Source organism: Novosphingobium indicum (assembly GCF_014645195.1).
GTDB lineage: Bacteria > Pseudomonadota > Alphaproteobacteria > Sphingomonadales > Sphingomonadaceae > Novosphingobium > Novosphingobium indicum.
Genome location: NZ_BMLK01000030.1, coordinates 1 through 17,376, shown reverse-complemented (window position 1 = coordinate 17,376; position 17,376 = coordinate 1). Strand labels below are relative to the sequence as shown.

Annotated in this window: 21 protein-coding genes; 2 read left to right on the top strand and 19 right to left on the bottom strand. The window is 63.9% G+C overall.

The window, feature by feature from the left end:
* Window positions 1-25: 25 nt before the first annotated feature.
* The 17 genes from IEX64_RS21060 to IEX64_RS20980 are packed head-to-tail and all read right to left on the bottom strand — an operon-like array spanning window position 26 to window position 15,267.
* Entirely contained in the window at window positions 26-1,450 is a 1,425-nt protein-coding gene (locus IEX64_RS21060; RefSeq protein ID WP_188822969.1) for a conjugal transfer protein TraH, read from the bottom strand.
* Window position 1,451: 1 nt separating this feature from the next.
* Window positions 1,452-2,288 carry a conjugal transfer protein TraF gene (locus tag IEX64_RS21055; RefSeq protein ID WP_188822968.1) on the bottom strand — a complete coding sequence of 279 codons (837 nt, stop codon included), beginning with the start codon at window positions 2,286-2,288 and terminating at the stop codon, window positions 1,452-1,454.
* On the bottom strand, window positions 2,269-3,990 hold the full coding sequence (locus IEX64_RS21050) for a conjugal transfer protein TraN (protein WP_188822966.1): 1,722 nt from the start codon (window positions 3,988-3,990) through the stop codon (window positions 2,269-2,271). The genes IEX64_RS21055 and IEX64_RS21050 overlap by 20 nt, the downstream gene beginning before the upstream one ends.
* Entirely contained in the window at window positions 3,987-4,697 is a 711-nt protein-coding gene (gene trbC, locus IEX64_RS21045; RefSeq protein WP_229710619.1) for a type-F conjugative transfer system pilin assembly protein TrbC, read from the bottom strand. The genes IEX64_RS21050 and trbC overlap by 4 nt, the downstream gene beginning before the upstream one ends.
* Before the next feature lie 50 nt (window positions 4,698-4,747).
* Entirely contained in the window at window positions 4,748-5,776 is a 1,029-nt protein-coding gene (gene traU / locus IEX64_RS21040; protein ID WP_188822962.1) for a conjugal transfer pilus assembly protein TraU, read from the bottom strand.
* Entirely contained in the window at window positions 5,773-6,417 is a 645-nt protein-coding gene (gene traW / locus IEX64_RS21035; RefSeq protein ID WP_188822960.1) for a type-F conjugative transfer system protein TraW, read from the bottom strand. Before traW ends, traU begins: the two co-directional genes overlap by 4 nt.
* A complete protein-coding gene (locus IEX64_RS21030; RefSeq protein ID WP_188822958.1) occupies window positions 6,414-6,938 on the bottom strand; it encodes a S26 family signal peptidase in 525 nt (174 codons plus the stop codon). The genes traW and IEX64_RS21030 overlap by 4 nt, the downstream gene beginning before the upstream one ends.
* A complete protein-coding gene (locus tag IEX64_RS21025; RefSeq protein WP_188822957.1) occupies window positions 6,925-7,332 on the bottom strand; it encodes a type-F conjugative transfer system protein TrbI in 408 nt (135 codons plus the stop codon). Before IEX64_RS21025 ends, IEX64_RS21030 begins: the two co-directional genes overlap by 14 nt.
* A complete protein-coding gene (locus tag IEX64_RS21020; protein ID WP_188822955.1) occupies window positions 7,329-7,724 on the bottom strand; it encodes a hypothetical protein in 396 nt (131 codons plus the stop codon). The genes IEX64_RS21025 and IEX64_RS21020 overlap by 4 nt, the downstream gene beginning before the upstream one ends.
* Window positions 7,725-7,756: 32 nt before the next feature.
* Entirely contained in the window at window positions 7,757-10,303 is a 2,547-nt protein-coding gene (traC, locus tag IEX64_RS21015) for a type IV secretion system protein TraC (protein WP_188822953.1), read from the bottom strand.
* Complete coding sequence (locus IEX64_RS21010) at window positions 10,303-11,046, bottom strand: conjugal transfer protein TraV (RefSeq protein ID WP_188822951.1); 744 nt, start codon at window positions 11,044-11,046, stop codon at window positions 10,303-10,305. Before IEX64_RS21010 ends, traC begins: the two co-directional genes overlap by 1 nt.
* 5 nt (window positions 11,047-11,051) lie before the next feature.
* Window positions 11,052-11,942 (bottom strand): DsbC family protein, encoded by an 891-nt coding sequence (locus IEX64_RS21005; RefSeq protein WP_188822949.1) that lies wholly within the window; start codon window positions 11,940-11,942, stop codon window positions 11,052-11,054.
* Window positions 11,939-13,273: a TraB/TrbI/VirB10 family type IV secretion system protein gene (locus IEX64_RS21000; RefSeq protein WP_188822947.1), complete on the bottom strand. Its 1,335-nt coding sequence runs from the start codon at window positions 13,271-13,273 to the stop codon at window positions 11,939-11,941. The genes IEX64_RS21005 and IEX64_RS21000 overlap by 4 nt, the downstream gene beginning before the upstream one ends.
* Window positions 13,266-14,024 (bottom strand): type-F conjugative transfer system secretin TraK, encoded by a 759-nt coding sequence (locus IEX64_RS20995; protein ID WP_188822945.1) that lies wholly within the window; start codon window positions 14,022-14,024, stop codon window positions 13,266-13,268. The genes IEX64_RS21000 and IEX64_RS20995 overlap by 8 nt, the downstream gene beginning before the upstream one ends.
* Window positions 14,024-14,596, bottom strand: coding sequence for a type IV conjugative transfer system protein TraE (locus IEX64_RS20990; protein ID WP_188822943.1), 573 nt, complete (start codon window positions 14,594-14,596; stop codon window positions 14,024-14,026). Before IEX64_RS20990 ends, IEX64_RS20995 begins: the two co-directional genes overlap by 1 nt.
* Window positions 14,597-14,608: 12 nt before the next feature.
* Entirely contained in the window at window positions 14,609-14,896 is a 288-nt protein-coding gene (gene traL / locus IEX64_RS20985) for a type IV conjugative transfer system protein TraL (RefSeq protein ID WP_007013892.1), read from the bottom strand.
* A 26-nt stretch (window positions 14,897-14,922) separates the two neighbouring features.
* Window positions 14,923-15,267: a TrbC/VirB2 family protein gene (locus IEX64_RS20980; RefSeq protein WP_188822940.1), complete on the bottom strand. Its 345-nt coding sequence runs from the start codon at window positions 15,265-15,267 to the stop codon at window positions 14,923-14,925.
* Between the two features lie 308 nt (window positions 15,268-15,575).
* On the opposite strand from IEX64_RS20980, the gene IEX64_RS20975 reads away from it, so the two are divergent.
* Window positions 15,576-16,076, top strand: coding sequence for a transcriptional regulator (locus IEX64_RS20975; RefSeq protein ID WP_229710618.1), 501 nt, complete (start codon window positions 15,576-15,578; stop codon window positions 16,074-16,076).
* 49 nt (window positions 16,077-16,125) lie between these two features.
* Complete coding sequence (locus IEX64_RS20970) at window positions 16,126-16,377, top strand: AlpA family transcriptional regulator (protein ID WP_188822938.1); 252 nt, start codon at window positions 16,126-16,128, stop codon at window positions 16,375-16,377.
* Between the two features lie 238 nt (window positions 16,378-16,615).
* Here the strand turns inward: IEX64_RS20970 and IEX64_RS20965 are convergent, their stop codons facing one another.
* The gene (locus IEX64_RS20965; protein ID WP_229710617.1) at window positions 16,616-17,011 is read right to left on the bottom strand and encodes an NAD-binding protein; all 396 of its coding nucleotides are present in this window, start codon (window positions 17,009-17,011) and stop codon (window positions 16,616-16,618) included.
* A complete protein-coding gene (locus tag IEX64_RS20960; RefSeq protein WP_229710623.1) occupies window positions 16,969-17,253 on the bottom strand; it encodes a recombinase family protein in 285 nt (94 codons plus the stop codon). The genes IEX64_RS20965 and IEX64_RS20960 overlap by 43 nt, the downstream gene beginning before the upstream one ends.
* Window positions 17,254-17,376: the final 123 nt, after the last annotated feature.

Genomic DNA, 17,376 nt, shown 5'->3' with positions numbered 1-17,376 from the left:
CCGCTTTCGGCGCGCTTGATAGGGATCAGTGGGTAAGGGCGCGCGACTGGACGCCGCGCGACCAGTCGAGCGAGGCGGCCATGCCCGGCGACATCGAGGCGGCGAGCACGTTCTCGATGAACGCGGTCTTCTCGATGATTTGCATGATGGCGTTGACCTTTAGGTGCGTGTTCGCCTGCCGGTCCGCGAGTGCCTGCCGGACGACATTCACCTGGCCCTGCCACATGGCGATCTTGGCTTCGTCCGCCCCGATGAAACTCGACATCGAGCGGCCCGCTTCGCTGACGATGCGGTCGAGGACGGCGAACAGCAGGTCAACGCTGGCGATCTCAGCGAGCGTCTCGCGATCGTCGGTCGGCATGCCGCGGCCATATGCCGCCTGCACAGTCAGGATCTTGTAGAGCGGGATCGAAGCAACCTGGAGCAGCTCCTTCTGCGCGTCGGTGATCGCGGTGTCGTCATGGATCGCCTGGATCATCCCGCCAATCAGCGCAGCAACGCGCGGGCGCAGCGCCTTGGATGCCGGAAGGCTGAGCGACTTGAAGCCGGGATCGAGGCACTTGTCCGGCTCGTCGCAGTCGAAAATCAGGACATTGCCATTGCTCGTTCCGTCAAGCAGCGAGGTGACCAGTGTCGATGACGCTTCCCCGACGATCGGGACGAACTTGCCCGGTTCATCGTCCGTTGGGGGCACGTAGATAATCGTGCCGAGCAGCGTCATCGCATATTCGGCAAGTTCCTCGTCGAAGGTGCCATTTGGCGAGAAGAATGCGGACTTCTTGAGGATCGTCCAGGTGTAGTTTCTCGCGACAGCGGGATTGACGTCGTCATACTTGCCTGCGCCTTGAGCCGTCGTGCTCGAGCGCTGGCCCTTTGTGCCGCAGCCATGCTTGGCAGCGGCATAGTCGGTGAAGATGCCTTCCGAATTGCCGATCGCCTCGCAGATCGCCTTGTCGGCCAGATCGCCCTTGGGCCAGATGCCGCCCACCAGCCCCTGCGCCATCTCGCAGGAGTTGATGTTGAGGTTGTTCATGAGCTGAGCCTTCTGGCTGAACTCCTGCATGATCTTCGAGCATTCCGGGCAGACCGTGTCGATCGCCAGGCTGAAAGCGAAGCCGACCGCATTGTTGGCCACCGCCTTCAACATCGCGACGATCTCGCTCGCGTTGATGAAGCTGAAGGACCCGGCAAAAATGTCGATACCGCCGCACCCCGCACGGGCGCGCGGCAGTTGCAGGTTGGCGATGTTGGTCGTCTTCTGAGGAAAGCGCGTCCAGACATTGCCGAGGCTGTAGTATCCGGCCGACTGGCCTTCGAATGCGGTCGGCCCATTGATATTCGCAGCGCCGCCGACATCGTTGAGGAACGAGTCCATCGAACTGCCGACATCGGCCGATGCACTGGTGAGGGGCAGGGTGGCCGCGAGGATCGCGGCGACGGCACGTTTCATCCTAGTAGTCACGTCCGGCTTCCTTCGATGTGAGGAGGTAAATGCGGTCCTGAAGCTCGTCGGCGCTCATCACGCCGTAGCCGATCGGGATGGGCTGGCCCTTGGCGGCGTCCCAGAGCACGACCGCCGGCGTGACCTTGGGCTCGAGCCCCATCCGGCTGCGCTGGTTGGTCTCGACCGTGTAGTTCGGGAAATGGCGCGAGGGCCCGCCATCGGTCGAGATTGCGCGCACGGTGATGTGCCAGGTCGAAGCGACGCTCTGGACGATCGGGGACATGACTTCGCAGGCGCCGCAGCTTTGCGCGAAGAAATAGAACAGTCCGTAGCGCTCCGAGAGCTGCGCCATGACCGCATTGCGCTCAGCGCTGCGCGTGTCCTGCCATTGACGCTTGCCGAGCGTCGAGACCGGACGCTGGAGCGTGTAGTCGAGATCAGGATCCTGCCAGATTGCCCGCTGCCAGACATCGCTGAACAACGATGCCCGATCGAGCTGGGCGCGCTGGAACCGGATATAGGCCGTCACATTGGCCGGTGTCGGCTCGAGGATGGCCTTGGCTTTCAGTTCGCGCAGATTTGCCGTGATGGCGTCGAGCTGGCTGGTTGCGCTTGGCGTGACCGCCGGTGCTTCGACTTCCATTTCGGGCGGCCTGGGCTTCGAGCAGTAGAACCAGTATCCAAGCTTTCGCTCCTCGCAGTAGAAGCTGTCCTGCCGGTCGCTGGTTGTGACGAGGGGCGGTTCCTGAGCCTGCGCCGAAGTGCTGAAGGCACTCGGCACAAGGGTAAGGGTGAGGCAGGCGGCAAGCAGCCGCCAGGCGGCCTTATTGGCTGGCGCGGGCATAGTAGTCCTCGATTTTTTGTTGGATTTCGGTGGCGGCCTGAAGCTCGTCGGGCAGGCGGGCAGCATCGGTGAACTCGGCGTAGACTTCGCTGAAATCCATCTTCGAGAGATCGAGCCGCGAAAACTCGTCGATGGTAAAGCCAAGGCACTGCTCGGTCTTGGGCTTTCCCCAAGGCTTGTTCAGCTGCTGGCGGCCCTGTTCCTGCAGGATCCGCGAAAGCTTGGATTCAAAGCAGCAATAGACCTTCTTCTTGGTGAGGCAGACGCCCAGGAAGCTGTCCGAGCAATAGGTCCCGACATAGGCGCACAGGCCTTGCGCATCGCGCTGGTGAAGCAGCATTTCCTCGCGGCTGCAACCGAGCGCGACAAGCAGCTGGATACCCGGAATGAGCGGGAAGCCTTTGCCCTTGCAGCAATTGAGCACGCCGAAGACCTTGGACGAGCAGGTGTTGCGCGTGCCCTTGAACAGGGTAAGCGTGTCAGGATCGAACTCGCGCCGCGCCTGGTCCATCGCGTTAAGGGCGACGACCGCGTCCTTGAACTCGTCATTGGCTTCGCGCTCGATCGTTTCGCACGAGCCATCGATGCAATAGACGTCGCCATCGCAGATGAACTGGCTGGTATTCGCGGGCTGGTCGGGAACCGGGCAATCATAGACCCGCTCCCAGGTCCGGCAGGGCTCGCCTGACAGGCAGTCCTCGCGAACGAGCGAGCAGCCCGACGTGTTCTCGAGAGTCTGGCAATCCTGCGCCTCGGTAAACTGCGCGCAGGTGTAGCTGCGAGCCCATGCCCAGCAAGGCTGGGTGACCGCGATGCCGTCTACGATCCGGGTGACCGGATCGCTGTCGGTGCAGGTCTCGGTGTCCTGCTGGCAGGAACTGTCCGCGGCGAGGCCAGCGCATTGACTTTCATCGCGGCTCGTCGTGACGACGTTCTCGCCGGTCACGCTGTAAGGCGTCGCGCCATCGACCGGCTCCGTACAGCTGACCAGATCGACCCGCAGGTCGCCCGAATTGCAGCCCCAATAGATGCCAAGATAGGGATCGCACAGATTGATCGGATAGGACTGGGTGACCGTGCACTTGGGTGCCGGGTAGTGATTGCAATTGTAGATCGACGCCGGATCGACGCCGCTCCCGCCGACGCAGTAGTAGCCATAGACCTGCCGCTGCTCAATCGTGGCATTCAGCGTCATCGGGCAGGTTCTGGTCTCCTGGGTCGCGGTATAGCCGACGTTGCAGGTCGCCATGTAGCGCGCTGCGGTGCCACTTCCCGGAGGCAGGGGGACGCAGCGCCCCTGGCTGCCGCTGATGCTCATACCGCTGGTGTAGGAGAGCGGATCGTCGTTGATGACATTGCTGCGCGCGACGACCGCGTCGAGGTCCTGGGGCGCGAACTGCGCACGGCGATCCATGGAATCGCGCATGGTCCGGTAGCCGGTGTTCGCCGTTGCCTGGCTCGCGGCTTCACGCGCCATTCGGTCAGGATCGTCGAAATAGCCCGACTGGCTGGGCACACCCCCGAAATTGGGAACGCGGTTTGCGTCCGGGTCAGTCGTAGCCGCGCTCTGCGCAGCGGCCGCCTGGTCTCGCCCGAACGCCTTGCCGTCCGCTTTGGCGGCATCGGTTGTGGTTTGTGCCGAGACGCTTGTCGGCAGACAGGCGCAGGCGAGGCAGAGAAGGGGGAGGAGAAGCCGCTTCATGGGTCACTCCGTTGCAGGCGGGCAAGATGCTGGGATGCGAGCAGGGCGCCCGGACCGCCGCCCTGCGCGAAGGTTTCGAGCGCATAGGACACGCTGACATTGCCACTCATCCGGTCGTGGGGCGGAACCAGCGTCCGGCAATCGAAGCCATCGCAGAGATCGAAATCGCTGCTGGTCACCACATAGGTCGGGACCGCCTCGATCCCGAAGGCGCGAAACAGGCGCGGATCGATGCCGACCGCGTCGAGCTTGCCGCCGTCATCGGCGATTTTCGCAAGCGCAGCCGTAAGGGTCTTGGCGCTGCCACCCGGCAGGCCGCGCAGCACAACGACGCCGCCAGCCTTGGCGACATCGTCCGCCATGGCCTGCAAGGCAGCCGGCGGCATCGAGAGCGAAGCAAAAGCGATGAAGCGGGGTGCTTCACCCAGACCATCGCTGGCTATCGTGCCCGCGTCGGCCACCATCTTGTCGAAGTCGAAGACGTCGTCGCTTCCTGGCCGCGCGGAACTTGCCGCCTGCTCGGTGTAGCGCTTGCCATGCGCCTGGGCTTCGGCGGCGCTGTCATTGGCTTGGCTAAGGACCGCTTCGGCGCGCGCGCGGGCACTGGCGGCAAGCGCATCGGCTTCGCTCGCCTCGACCTTGGCGCGGGCGCGTATCGCTTCGAGATCGAGTTCCGGCTCGCTCGTCTGTGCTGCGGCTCCCGCCATAGCGGCTGCGCCAGTGATCGACGCGATTACAAGGAGATGAGGGAATATCTTCATAGCGCGCAGCAGTTCCGTTTGCGCCAGACCAGATAGCCCATGTCCTCGCCGATGGCGGGATAGACCTGACCTGCCGACATGAAGGTGGTGGAGGCGCCAATAGGCGCGCAGGCGTAGCGACCCTTGGTCTGCGGATTGGGATTGGTGGCCTGGAAGCGGTATTGCTGCTTCCTCATCACCGGCATCAGATACTTGCCGCAAAGCCCCTTGCTGCCCATCGTGCCCCAGGCGACAAGTTCGCGGTGGAGTTTGTAGGAGAAGCGGGCGAGGGCGAGCCGCGATGCCTGGACGTGCCCGATCGTCGCCGAGACATTGCCGTTCAAGGGATACATGCTGCCCTGGCATCCGGCACACCAGAACAGTTCATCGGTCGGCAGCTTGGCCGTCGCCGCCACGCAGTCGGCCGCGCAGGCCGCAAGCGCCAAGGGATTGGCGAAGAGCACCGCTTCGGGATTTATGATCGCGGTGAGCTCGCTGTCCTGCCAGAGCGGATCGATCTCGGTGATATAGAGGATGTCGACCGAGCCCTGTTCCAAGCACAGGAAATCGGCAACGATCTCCATCCAGTAGATCAGCGGATAGGCATACCAGTGGACATGCCACTGCGAATTGTATTGCGTCGCGCCGCCCACGGCCGAAGGACCCGCCATCGACTTGAACCCGATGTCGAAGCCGGGATCGAGCTTCATTCCGCCGAGATTGACGAAGCACCAGGGCTTCATGCTGACGTCGGCAAGGCGCACCGGCTCCCAAAAGCCCATGGCGATGCCCGGCCGCAAACCGCAGAGGCAAACGGGAAGCGCTGGGTTGCTCGTATCGGGTCGGCTCGAGGGCCAGATCTTCAGACCGCCGATCGAGATAGGAAACAGGCACGACCAGCAGATGTCGGTGATCGGATTGACGAACTTGCCTGTGCAGCGGCCCGGACCGGCAGATGCCTGCGCTGGCGATGCGGCAGCAAGGCTCAGACTGCAGAAGAGGAGCGCGCAGCATATCCAAGTGAGAAGACGATTTTTTCTGCTCATGACGATGCGCGCTCCTTGGATCGAACCGGCTGCTCGGTGATGATGAGCACGCGGCCCTGCTGTTCGACGGTTGCGGGCACGGCGCGGATGCCGAAATGCTTCACGAGGCTGCCGCCCTGGTCGAAATAGAAGCGGCGCTGGCGGGCCTTCATCAGTTCAAGCGGCGCACCGCGTACGAGAATGAGTTTGGCCTTGGCGCTGGCATAGCGCCGGGTTGCCCAGGCAAGCTGCTCGGGGTCGTCTCCGTCGAGGAACACCAGCGGCACACGCAGCGGTACGGTGTCGAGCGGGTTGACCCGGGTTCCGGCCGCAACGATCACCCGTCCCTTGTCATCGGCAATGTCACGCTCGACGCTGATCGTCGGATCGAAACGCCAGCTGCGCGCTGCCGCTGCGGCGTTGATGCCTGCGACAGGCTCGGGGCGGTTGACCCTCGCTATCGTGCGCCGCTTCAGCTCCTCGTTGAGTTTGGCCGTCTCGCCGGTCTTCTCGAGATGGGTCAGACGGGCATGGATTTGCTCGAGCAGGTCAGGCTCGATCACGGACCAGACCGTGCCTTGCTGGCCGTAGTCGCGGGCGCTTGCCGGCGCGGCCATCAGAAGACCGGCTACGAGGAATGGGGCGGCGCGCAGCGGTGTCACAGGATCGGCCTCCCGACCCCGAGAATGCGCCTGGCGCAGATCCACCCGATTGCCGCATAGCGGCTGTCGAAACCGTCCTTGTGCGCGGTGGTGACGAAATAGCAGCCTTGAGGCACCACGCCAGTCGGACCGAGCGCCAGCGGCTCGCCGAAGCGGCTTGTGGGCTTGGCTACAGCCACCTTGCGGCCATTGACGAAAAAGCTGCGCTCCTTTTCGGTCACGATATCGCCTGGCATGCCGCTCACCTTCTTGCCGAACGGCTTGGGCTTCTTGCCGAAGTGCCTTTCGAGCAGCGGCGAGGCGGGCGGATCGAACAGGATGATCTCGCCGCGCTGCGGCAGCGCGCCGCGATCGAGCCAGATCGCCCAGTAAGGCAGGCTCGGACTGGCGTTGATCATCAGCGCATGGTCCTTTGAGAAGGCGGCGAGCGATGTGAGCGCGAGCGCTGCCGCGCCAAGCCCTGCCCACAGCGCGAGTCGCCGCCCGGTTGGCGAGTGGAGGACAAGATCAGCGGCGCGCATCTGGAATGGCCCCCACGCGGCGCGCGACATCGGCGCGCACGGCTTCAGTGAGATCAGGCGTGCTGCCGGCCACCACCGCTTCGGCGACAAGCACCGTGCGGCCCTCGCGGCCCAGATGTTCGACCGAGGCTTCGATCGCCTGAAGGTAGGCCTCGACGCGCATCTTGGTTTCTTCTGGCGGTCGGCCTGCGCGCGCCTCGGCTTCAATGAAGTCGCCCATGATGCGGCTCAGCTGCACGGTCACCACTTCGCGCTTGTCGAGCGCGAGAAGCTTGTCGGTCGCCCAGACGCCCCAGAGCGCCGAGCCAACCATGCTCAAACCGAGCGCGACGGCGGTCCAGTTCACCGCACCCATGCGGCCGCGCAGGGACTGTGTTGCCAATATGTTCTTCACAGCTTTTCTCCCGAAAGCTCGCGCTCGAGATCGTTGATGAAGCGCGGCAGGCGCCAGACCACGACGATCGTCGCGACACCGATGAGGACGAACTTGAACTCGTCGAGGAAGCCGATCTGGCGACCTTGCTCGGCGCCCAAGAAGCGGCCCGAAATATTGGCGAGATGGGTGAAGAAGACCCCGGCATCGCCGCCAGAAATCAGAAGGAAGAAGAGCAGCGGGAGTCCAAGGGCCATGAGGTAGCTCGAGGCGAGGAAGATGCTGCCGCGAAGCACGATATAGCAAAGGTCGGCGGCATGGGAGCGCCAGCCCTTGGTCGGCAGTTCGAGGCTGTCGCTGTCGGCAGGGGCATCCTGGGCCCGGTCGATCGGCGTGACAAGATGGAGTGGCATCGGTTTTGGGTGTCCTTGGATGGAGGGAGAAGTCAGGTTCGATTGGCAAAGGCGATCCGTTCGATCGCGTCGGCAAGCTGGTGGCCGCGCGCGATTTCGGCATCGATCGCGGCAAAGGTCTGGGGCGAGCTGGAGAACAGCGTCGCCGAATAGTCGTCGAGCACGAGCCGTCCGATGGCTTCGGTCTCCGGGCCCTTGATGAAGACTTCCGAATAGTCGCTGCCCGAACGCTTCAGGCTGCGGATCAGGGTCTCGGTGCGGTCGTCCATGTCGAGGCGCTTCGACGCCTTGAAATCGGCGATCGTCTCGGGCTTCTGCTGGAGGATCAACATCCAGTCGCTGTTTTCGAGCGCAGCGGTCGCGCCGTCCGACTTGTAATAGTCGTTGAGTGACTGCGTCGCGGTCGCCAGCGCCCCGCCATATTTGCGGCAGGTGCGGGCGTAGGTTTCGACGAACTCGCCCATCGAGCCGCCCTTGAGCATCGACCACGCCTCGTCGATCAGCAGCAGCTTTCTCACCGAGCGCGGGCTGCGGGTCATGGCCTGGCTGGTCATGAACATGATCGCCGAGAGTACGACGCTGCGCAATTCCTCGCGGGCGGCGAGGTCCGACATCTCGAAGACGGTAAAGTCGGTGTCGAGATCGAGGCTCGCCTGGCCTTCGAAGAAAGCGCCATAGGTGCCGCCGGCCATGTATGGCGCGAGCGCGGTAGCGAGATCGCACGCGGCTTCATTGCCGAGCCCTGTCAGTGCTTCGCCGACGCCGGTGATCGAGGCATCGACGCCCCGTTCGCTCCAGACCAGGTTGACGGCCCGGTCGATCAGGCCGCGCTCGGTGTCGTTGAGCTTTGCGCTGTGCCGCGCCATCTGGCCGACAATGGCCTTGACCATGCCGAAGCAGTCGAGCCGGTAATCCTCGTCTTCGGCCGCGCGCTCGCCATCGATCATCGAGAACGGATTGAGGCAGAAGCCCGCCTTCATCGTGAACTCGACGAACCGGCCGCCTTGCAGCTTCACCGAATGCTCGAAGCTGCGCCCGTCGTCGATGACCACGACCTGCGCGCCAGCGCCGCGCAGCGCCGCGCACATTTCCTGGAGCAGCACTGACTTGCCCGATCCCGACTTGCCGCAGATCGCGACATTGTGGTTGCCAGCATCGTTCTCGAACGGCGACCAGAAGAAGGGCTGGCCGCGCCGGCCCACGAACAGCAGGTGCGGATGGACGCTGCCGAGATACTCGCCCTGCATAGGAGCGATATTGGCCGCTGTCGTCGAGAGCACGGTCTTGAAGCGCTTGAGGCGCTCCATGTCGGCGCCAAGCCCGTCGGCCAGCGTCATCGGCATGGCTGCCAGAAGACCTTGGATTTGCAAGTAGCGCTCGTCGGCAAGGTCCCAGCCTGCCGCCTTGTAGATCGACTTGATCGCGCGTTCGTCCCGGTCACCGCGGCCGAGCGGCGAATAGGTCGTCAGGCCATAGAAGACACGCACGAGGCGGCGACCCTCCTGCAGCTCGGACTGGACGTGCTGCCATTCGGCGGCCTGCTCGCCGATCCGCGGCAGGAACCGTGCGCTGCGCGTTCCGGCAAGGCTCGTCGTACGCATGAACTTGAAGCCGGCCTTGGCCGAAGCGGCCTCCTGGTCAGGATAGACGAGGCACAGCATCGTCGCGGCCGGGCAGGGGAAGCGCAGCTTGTCGGTGAACATGTCGCCGATGAGCCGCGCGCACTCCCACGGCGCCCAGCGCTGAGGCATGTTGCGCGAGGAAAAATGCCGCACATCGAAGGCGTCGGGGTAGACCGTGCCGATTTCAGGAACCCCATCGTCAACCTTGCCCGTTGCCCGAAACCGCTCGGTGACGAGCCGCATCCGGTCTTCCAGGATGACGAGTTCGACATCGTGCCGGATCGCCTGCGCCGCGATCGCGTCGTTCGGATTATAGGGCACAGCGTCGTCCTGCGGCGCGGTCGTCGGCGAGGTCAGGTCGTCGATGATCGCAATCAGCTGCTGCGGCTCGACTTCGGCAACGCCAAGGTTGAGCGACTTCAGCATCGCGATGAGGCCGTCGCGCGTCTGCTTGAGATCCTCGTTGCTCACCGCTTTGGCAGCGGGCACGCCGACCGAAACGATCACCTGATGATGCCGCGCATGGAACGGTGCATCCTGCGAACCCGACTCCCAGACGAGGCCGTAGAGCCGCCGGGCGCGGTGGCGGGCAATCGCCTCGTAGACGCCGCCCTGGACGTAGCGCGGCGCAAACCAGGGAGCGACGATCCGGCTGATGCGCGGGGAGGCAAGATGCAGCACCTGGAGGCACGCACCGGGTGGCAGGCCCTCGGAGAAAAACGACCCAAGGATCTCGCCGGTACGCTCATCGGCACCGATCAGGGGTGTGACAGCAAGGACAAAGCCCTTCGATCGCGCGTTGAAATAGAGCCGGCTCGCCGGGTCATAGACCCGGTAAGGGAGCCAGTCCGACAGCAGATCGAGCATCAGGGCAGGGCGGCCCTGCTCGGCATGTTCGGCATCGCCCAGAAGTCCGGTGAGGAGCCGGTCGACAATCGTCTTCAGCTTCTCGGCCATCACTTGGGCTCCTTCTGTGCCTTGGCGGCGCTCTTGGCGGCCTCGATTGCCTCGATGGTCGGGAAGATCAGCGGGGCCTTGTCGGCAGAGGGCCGAGGGGCTCGATCATGCGGGGGCTGCGCCATGTCGAACCCCTCGACCGCCGGGGCTTTCGCTCCGGCAACGGCCTCGCGCGCCGTGGAGGGGAGGACCAGCGGCGAGGCAGAGGGGGTGTCCTCGAGTGAGGACGAAGGTTGAAAGGGCTGTCCGAGATCGAACGGCTCGGCTTCGGGCTGTTCGGCCGCGGGAAGTGTGGCGGTTTCCTTCAGGAGATCGCTCTTGGCCTGTGCGGCCTTCAGCTGGCGCCTGAGCTGCCGCATCAGCGGCGGGGCGGTGTCCTCGCCTGCCTTGCGGCGCAGTTCTGCGGCCCAGCGCGGATTTTCGATCACCGCCCAGGCGACCGCATCGTCGTGCAGAGTCCCGGTCTCATCGATATGGGCCGGAAAGACGATCCTGAGCGTACGCTCGGAGGTGCGGCCCTGATCGCCGGAAGCAACGGAAACAGGCGGACGCAGGCCGTCCTGGACCGGTCTGGTCGCAGACAAATCCCTGGTCGCGCGCGCATCGATCACCTCGCTGGGTGCGCAGTCACCCTTGGGGGCACGACAGGTGAAATTGCCTTCGATGTTGGTGCCGAAAGTCGCGCACGCGCTTGTGAGCAGAGCTAAGCAGGCAGATGCGAGAATACGGTGGGGAAATCGCATGACGATTATCCTTTCTTGGCCGGAGCGGGCGTGGCCACTTTGGCGGGCGTGAGGAATTCGCGGAGCACGGAAGCGGGGCGATAGCCTTCGAGAATCGCGCCGTCGGACGGGCGCACGATGACCGGCGTCCCGTTGAAGCCATGGGCCTTTGCAAAGGCTTCGTTGGCATCGAGCCCGCTCGTGTCGCAGGGCTTCGGATTGGCGAGGGCGAGACCCGAATAGGCCATGTGCAGCGACACCTCGGGGCGCGGCGAACACAGCACCCGTTCGGCATCGCGGCGGCTGTCGGCCCCGAAGATCGAAATGGGTCGCTCCTCGACCCGCGCGCCGATCGCTTTCAGTTCGGCTTCGAGCTTCTTGCAATAGCCGCAGTGAAAGTCGGAGAAGACGACTACCTTGGGGCCGTTGGCTGGTCCCCAGGTGATCGCGCCGTTCGCGGGCAGGCCGGCGAGCGATACCTTCTGCGGGGTGGCGCGCGGGGCGGGCTGGCTTTCTTCGTTGGCATTGCTCCGCCGTGCAGCACCAGCAGCCAGCAAGTCTGGGTTGAGTGCGAGGAGACGGGCTGCCGTCAGGTCTTGCCGCGCCTCCATGTCGTAGATGCGCCCGATCACCAGATATTTGGCCGCGCGATCGACGTAGAACAGCGTCGATTTCGAGGCGACTTCGCACAGGCCGCCAAGGCCATCGCAGGTGATGGCGTCGATCGGCGTCTTCGGGAGGCGCAGCTTGAGCGCGGCGCGCACCTTTGCTGTGTCGGGAGCCTGAGCCGGGGAAGCGAGGCTGGCCACGCCCCAACCCGTTGCGGCGGACAGGGCGACGACGGCAGCAACGGTCGCCACCGGTCGCAGCCAGCGCCGCGGCTTGGTGGGGGTTGGATCATTTGTGGCGGGGGTCATTGGGAGTTCCTCACGTAGACGCCGTCGAGGAAGACGATCTCGACATCGATGCCGGTCGGCATCTCGACGACGGGTTGGTATTGTTCGGCGCGCTCGATCAGATATTTGCTGACTGTATCGGCGGCATCGGCAGCGCCCTGGCCGAGCCCACCGCCGAGGATGTCGCCGGCAGAGAGCTTCGAGCGGGTGCCATCGGCATTGGTCGTGACGCCGGAGAAGACGCTGTTGGCGTTCGCCGAAAAGCCGCGCCCGAACCCGCCGACAATCCCGGCAAGTAGAGCCTGGCTGACAAGGCTGCCCTCGCGGCTGACGACACGGCCACGCACGCCCGATTTTCCAGCAAAGCTGATGAAGCCTTTGACCTCGCTCACCGCGACGCGCCCACCGGGCTGGTCGCAGGTCATCCGCGCCAGCTTCACGTAAACCTTTTCGGACGAGAGATCGCCGCGCGCCGCGCCATTGACGATGCAGCCCTGAAGCCGCGTGGTCAGAACCTTGCCGTTCTGCATGACCGATCGCGCCGGACCGGTAATGCGCAGCACCACGGGAAGCGGATCGGTCTGGCTCGCGACGCCCGCCGACGCATCGACGCCGACGATGACCTTGGCAGGAGCATAGGAATTGGGTGGCAGATAATCCGGCGAGTCCTCTACCACCACCGGCGGCGCTTCCGGTCGGGCTGCCCGCAGTCCGCTGGCTCCTGCCTTGTCGGAAGTGAAGCTCATGAGTTTGACTTCACCGGAACCGGGCAGGCCGGTTTCGCTTGCGCCCAGCGCAGAACCCGCAGGGGCAGGCTGAACCGGTCGACCGCGCGCATCGTAGCCACCCGCCTGCGGGCCATAGGCCGGTGGCGGCAGGCTTGCGGCTGCCGGGGCGGCTTGGCTGGCAAGGCGTGACTTGAGATCCGCGTTCTCAGCGGAGATCGCATCGATTGCGGCCTGGCCGTCGACGCGCATCGCCTGGTTTTCCGCCTTGAGTGCGGCCAGCTGGGATTCGATTTCCTCGCGCGGGAGGCTCGCATCCTTCATGGCCTTCTGCTCGCGGGTCACGGCATCGAGACGGTTGCCGTAGGTCGCGACGAATTCACGCTGCGAAAGGTCGCGATTGATGAGTCCTGCCGTGTCGATGGTCTGCGCGGCGGTGGGATCATCGCTCTTCGCGTTGTCGTCGCCGCCCAGGATGAACCAGCTGCCGCCGACAAGCGCGAGTGCGCCCAAGGAGCCAAGCAGAAGCTTCTGCCGCCGTGCGGTCTTCGCGTTGAGGCTGGTTACTGGCGACGGCGATGCCGGATCGGCCTGCACTGGGGTTGAGATCGAGGGAGCATCAGTCATGGCCCAACCCTCCGTTCGAACCGACGATGAAGGCGACCGTGCTTTCTCCCGATTGGAGAGTGGGCTGGGCGATCGAGATTGCGAGTGTCTGGGAGGACGCGAGATCCGCTTCGGCAAGCGTCAGCGGCTTGCGGCCACGGTTCGCCAGGCGGATGACCCTTCCGGCGAGCGCGCTGCCGCGGTAATCGGCGATGAGCTGGACCTCGAGGTCGCCGACCCTTGCCGGAAGGGCTGAGGATTGCCGGACTTCGAAGCCATCGACCGTCCGGTCATTGGCCATGGCCTGGATGAGCCGCACAGCGCTCGTCTCCAGCGGCGTTTCTCTTTCCCAGCCTGCCGCCTTGTTGGTCGCGATCGCCGGGTTGGTGATGAAAACCTGGACTGCCGGGACAGGCTCGACCTGGCAGGAAACCTTGTAGACGAAGCCCTTCTTGGTCGTGGCGAAGAAGCTGATCGACCGGGCCGCAAAGGTCTCGGGCACCGACACATAGATGTCGCCGCGCAGCGGTTCGTTGGTGACCGCAAAATCGTTGTAGGGCGTGCCGGTCGAAATCTTCGCAACGCTGGCAAACTGGTCGTCGACGAGCGCGAAGCGCGTCAACTCGCGGGCCGACACGGCACATTCGATGCTCGCTCCGTCTGCAGCCTGTTTGAACTGGTCGGCGGCCTGAGCGCCGCTTCCTGAAAATGCGAGGACGGTACTGGCGCAAAGAGCCAGGCTCCACGCGCGCGTCTTGCGTCGGTAAGCCATTACTGGGCCTCCTTCGTTGGGTCTTTGGGGGGCAACTGGCTGAAGCCTGACAGCGCGAGACGCAGGCCCCGGTAGGTCCAGTTGAAGCGGAAACGGCGTTCGTCGCTCGCGATGACCTGGGCGCCGACAAAGGTCTTGAGCGTGCCCGTCACATCGGAAGTCAGCCCCTTGGGGTCGACGGTCATCGACCGGATGACGAAGGCCTGGGTGACATCCGAGCCACGCTGTTCCTCGACGATCCGGACGAGATCGGCCTTGAGGCGACCGTAGCTTGCCGGATCAGCAAGCTTCAGGATTTCGTCCATCCAGTAGTCGAGGCCCTCGGGGCTGCGATTGAGGAGAACGAGCGCGGCATCGCGGGTCACGAGTTCGAGATAGTCGGCCTCGACCCCCGCGCTGCTGACGATGAGCTGCTTGGGGAGCGTCGGCAGGAGCACGACTTCGCGGTCGCGGGTGGCAGCAAGGCTGACGGCGACGACGAGCACAATGCCAAGCCCGGCGCTGGTGAGCGCGAAGAGGTTGCGCTGGCGCAGCAGCGACTGCTGACGCTCGTGTGAAATGTCGGCAAACATGGATATCTCCCCTCAACCGGCAAGCAGGCGGCAGTGGGAAGGCGGCGTCGATTTCAGGCCCAGCAATCCGGCCGGCAGATACCAATAAGCGGCATGGGCTACCCAGGAGCTGGCGCGTCCTGCTTTTGCCTTTCGCAGCGCGAACCAGGCGCCGAAGGCAACGATGATGCCGATAAAGATATGCTGGCTGAGGATCCCCCAGGTGAAGGGGATGAGCATCCCGGCGAACTCGTCGATGGTCCAGAAGCCGATGAGCTCCGGATCGTCGAGCCGACGCGGGATGATATATGGGTCTGCCATGGCGACGCGCCTTCCCGTCCGATGCGTCAGATGACCGCGGTCACGACCGAGGTGACGATCGGAACACCCGTGCCGACGCCGATGCCGACACCGACGGGAACAGCGACCTGTCCGAGCGAAAACCGGCCCGAGGCGAGACCGATGAGGCCGCCTGCAAGGCTGAGGACGGTGATGATCTTGCCGCCCGAGCCTTCGAGGAAATCCGTGAATTTCGTGAGGGCAGGGGTGAAGGTCGTGTCGGCGCCAGCGTAGGCGGCGCTGGCGGCCAGTGCTGCGACCGCAAGCGGTACCGCGAAGGTCATCGCCCGCCCGAACTTCGAGGGGTTCTGATTGATGGCGCCGGAACGCCGGGAGAGGGTGAAAGACTGCATATGGAGCTCCATCTGGAGGGGTGAACCCAGCGCTCTTTCGTTCGCTGTGTGTTCCACATGCATCTAGGAAATCGATGTAGGAAAGTCGGATTGCTCCTGGGGCTGAAGTGGCGGACGGATATGGACGCATCAATTGACCGGCGTCGGAGATAATGCACGTAAACAGCGGTTTGTCTCGTAATCGGCGTCGACGAATCCCGGCAAGAGCGGCGGTGATTGTCAGCGACTCGGACCTAGGGACTGATTCGCCTAGAAACGAGATGTTCCGTAAATGTTCTTTTCATTTTCCTACATGGATCACGCGCGATATGGCTACGAATCAGTTCTCATCGTTGGAGTTTTTGTCCATGCACCAGCCCGCGCCATTCCGAGGCGAAGCCAACGCCAGCCTCGCGCACATTCTTGCCCATGCAATCGAGTCGTCTGACAAGCCCAAGCACCAGATCGCTCGAGAAGTCGGGGTCCACCGCGAGACCCTTCTTCGTGTGATGCGCGGCGATCGGCCGATCGGCCTTGATGAAGCCGCGCGGGTATTGGACGTGTGCGGAGCGTTTCCCCGCGCCAGCATGATCCTCGCCTTGGCTGGTCAGGAGGATCTCGCCTGCGAATGGATGCGCAGCGAAATGGGGGAGTTCCTTGAGGACTTCTTTACGGCCTTGCCAGGCCAGCTCGAACGGACGCTTGGGCGACGCGTCGAAGATTTGCGACCCCGGTGGGCGAACGGCACTTCGCAGCTCGTCGCCCGCATGCTTGCCAAGCACATCGATGATTTTGCCAACCGCGACATTTCGATGTCGCTGCCGCGCTGATCCAATTCACCTCGGAGGGGACCGAGAAATTGACCCAACAGGAACGATCATGAATGCACAGCCCCAGCCTACCGAGGACGGCGCAAACGCTGACCAGGCTTCGCTACTAAGCCCCCCGCCAGCTCGGCTCTTGCGGCTGCCCGAAGTCATCGACCGCGTCGGCCTGCGTCGTTCGGCCATCTATCAGCGGATGAGCGAAGGGCGCTTTCCCAAATCCCGCTCGCTCGGTTCCAAATGTGCGGTGTGGGTTGAGGCGGAAATCGACGCGTGGATCGCAGCTGTTGCCCGTTCTCCAGATTAAGAGCGGAGCCATAGGCGAGGTGCGGCCCGGCACAAGTGGGCGGGGCGCAGAGCCGCCACGAGGGGGCGCGGCGCCACATGCCGAATTGCTCACCTGCAGTAAAGCGGTCGTGACGGGTTGTCGCGGCCGGGCAGCTGGCAGGTTGTGGACAGCAGGTCCAAAAATTGCCAGGACAACGTGGTTGGGCTCGTAGACGCGGGCGACACTTCGCAGGCGCTCATTGCTCCGAACGCTGCTGTCACCCTTCACTGTGATCGGGACGAACCTCGCGTCCGGTTTGCATAGAGGAGGTGCGGATCGCTCGGCGCGTGCGGCCATGCTTGTCAGGTCCCTGAAGAGCTTTTCGAAATTCGTCCCTTTTTTCGTGGATGGAAGCAATAGCTCGCCCCATAGGAATGCCGATATTGACCAGGAGGGCTTCTGACAGTTGGAGGCTTGCCTCGATCGCCTCAGGCACGGCGTCGGTGACGTCCAGATCATAGAGCCGGGCCGCGTGCTTGGCATCGCGGGCGCGTGCAACTATGACCAGATCGGGCTGTTCGGCACGCGCAGCCGTGACCACCGACTCCACCACGGGCGGGCTGGCCATCGTCACGACGAGAGTTTGGGCCGAAGCGATACCGAGACGACGCAACAGCTACCGACTGGCAGCGTCACCGTAGAGGATCGGTGTGCCCTTCCGCAGCTCACGCGCGACGAGAGTCGAATCATTATCCAAGGCGACTTGCGATGCCCATAGCTCTTGCCCACTCGGCCATCGACGATCTGGGTGCGCTTCTCGGTTTTGCCATAGGCATAGGCACCGGCGTAGAACGGGTTCTTGAGGACGCTAATGACGTTGCGATAACGGATCGGAACCCAATCGAAGGAGACCATCATCTTGCCGTCCGACGGGCGCGGAAAAAGCATACCTTCGGCGGTCAGCGCGATCAGCTGTCAATGGGCACCGAAGTTTCCGCAGATGTGGGCGCTTAAAATTCCCTATGCTGGCGGTTCAGG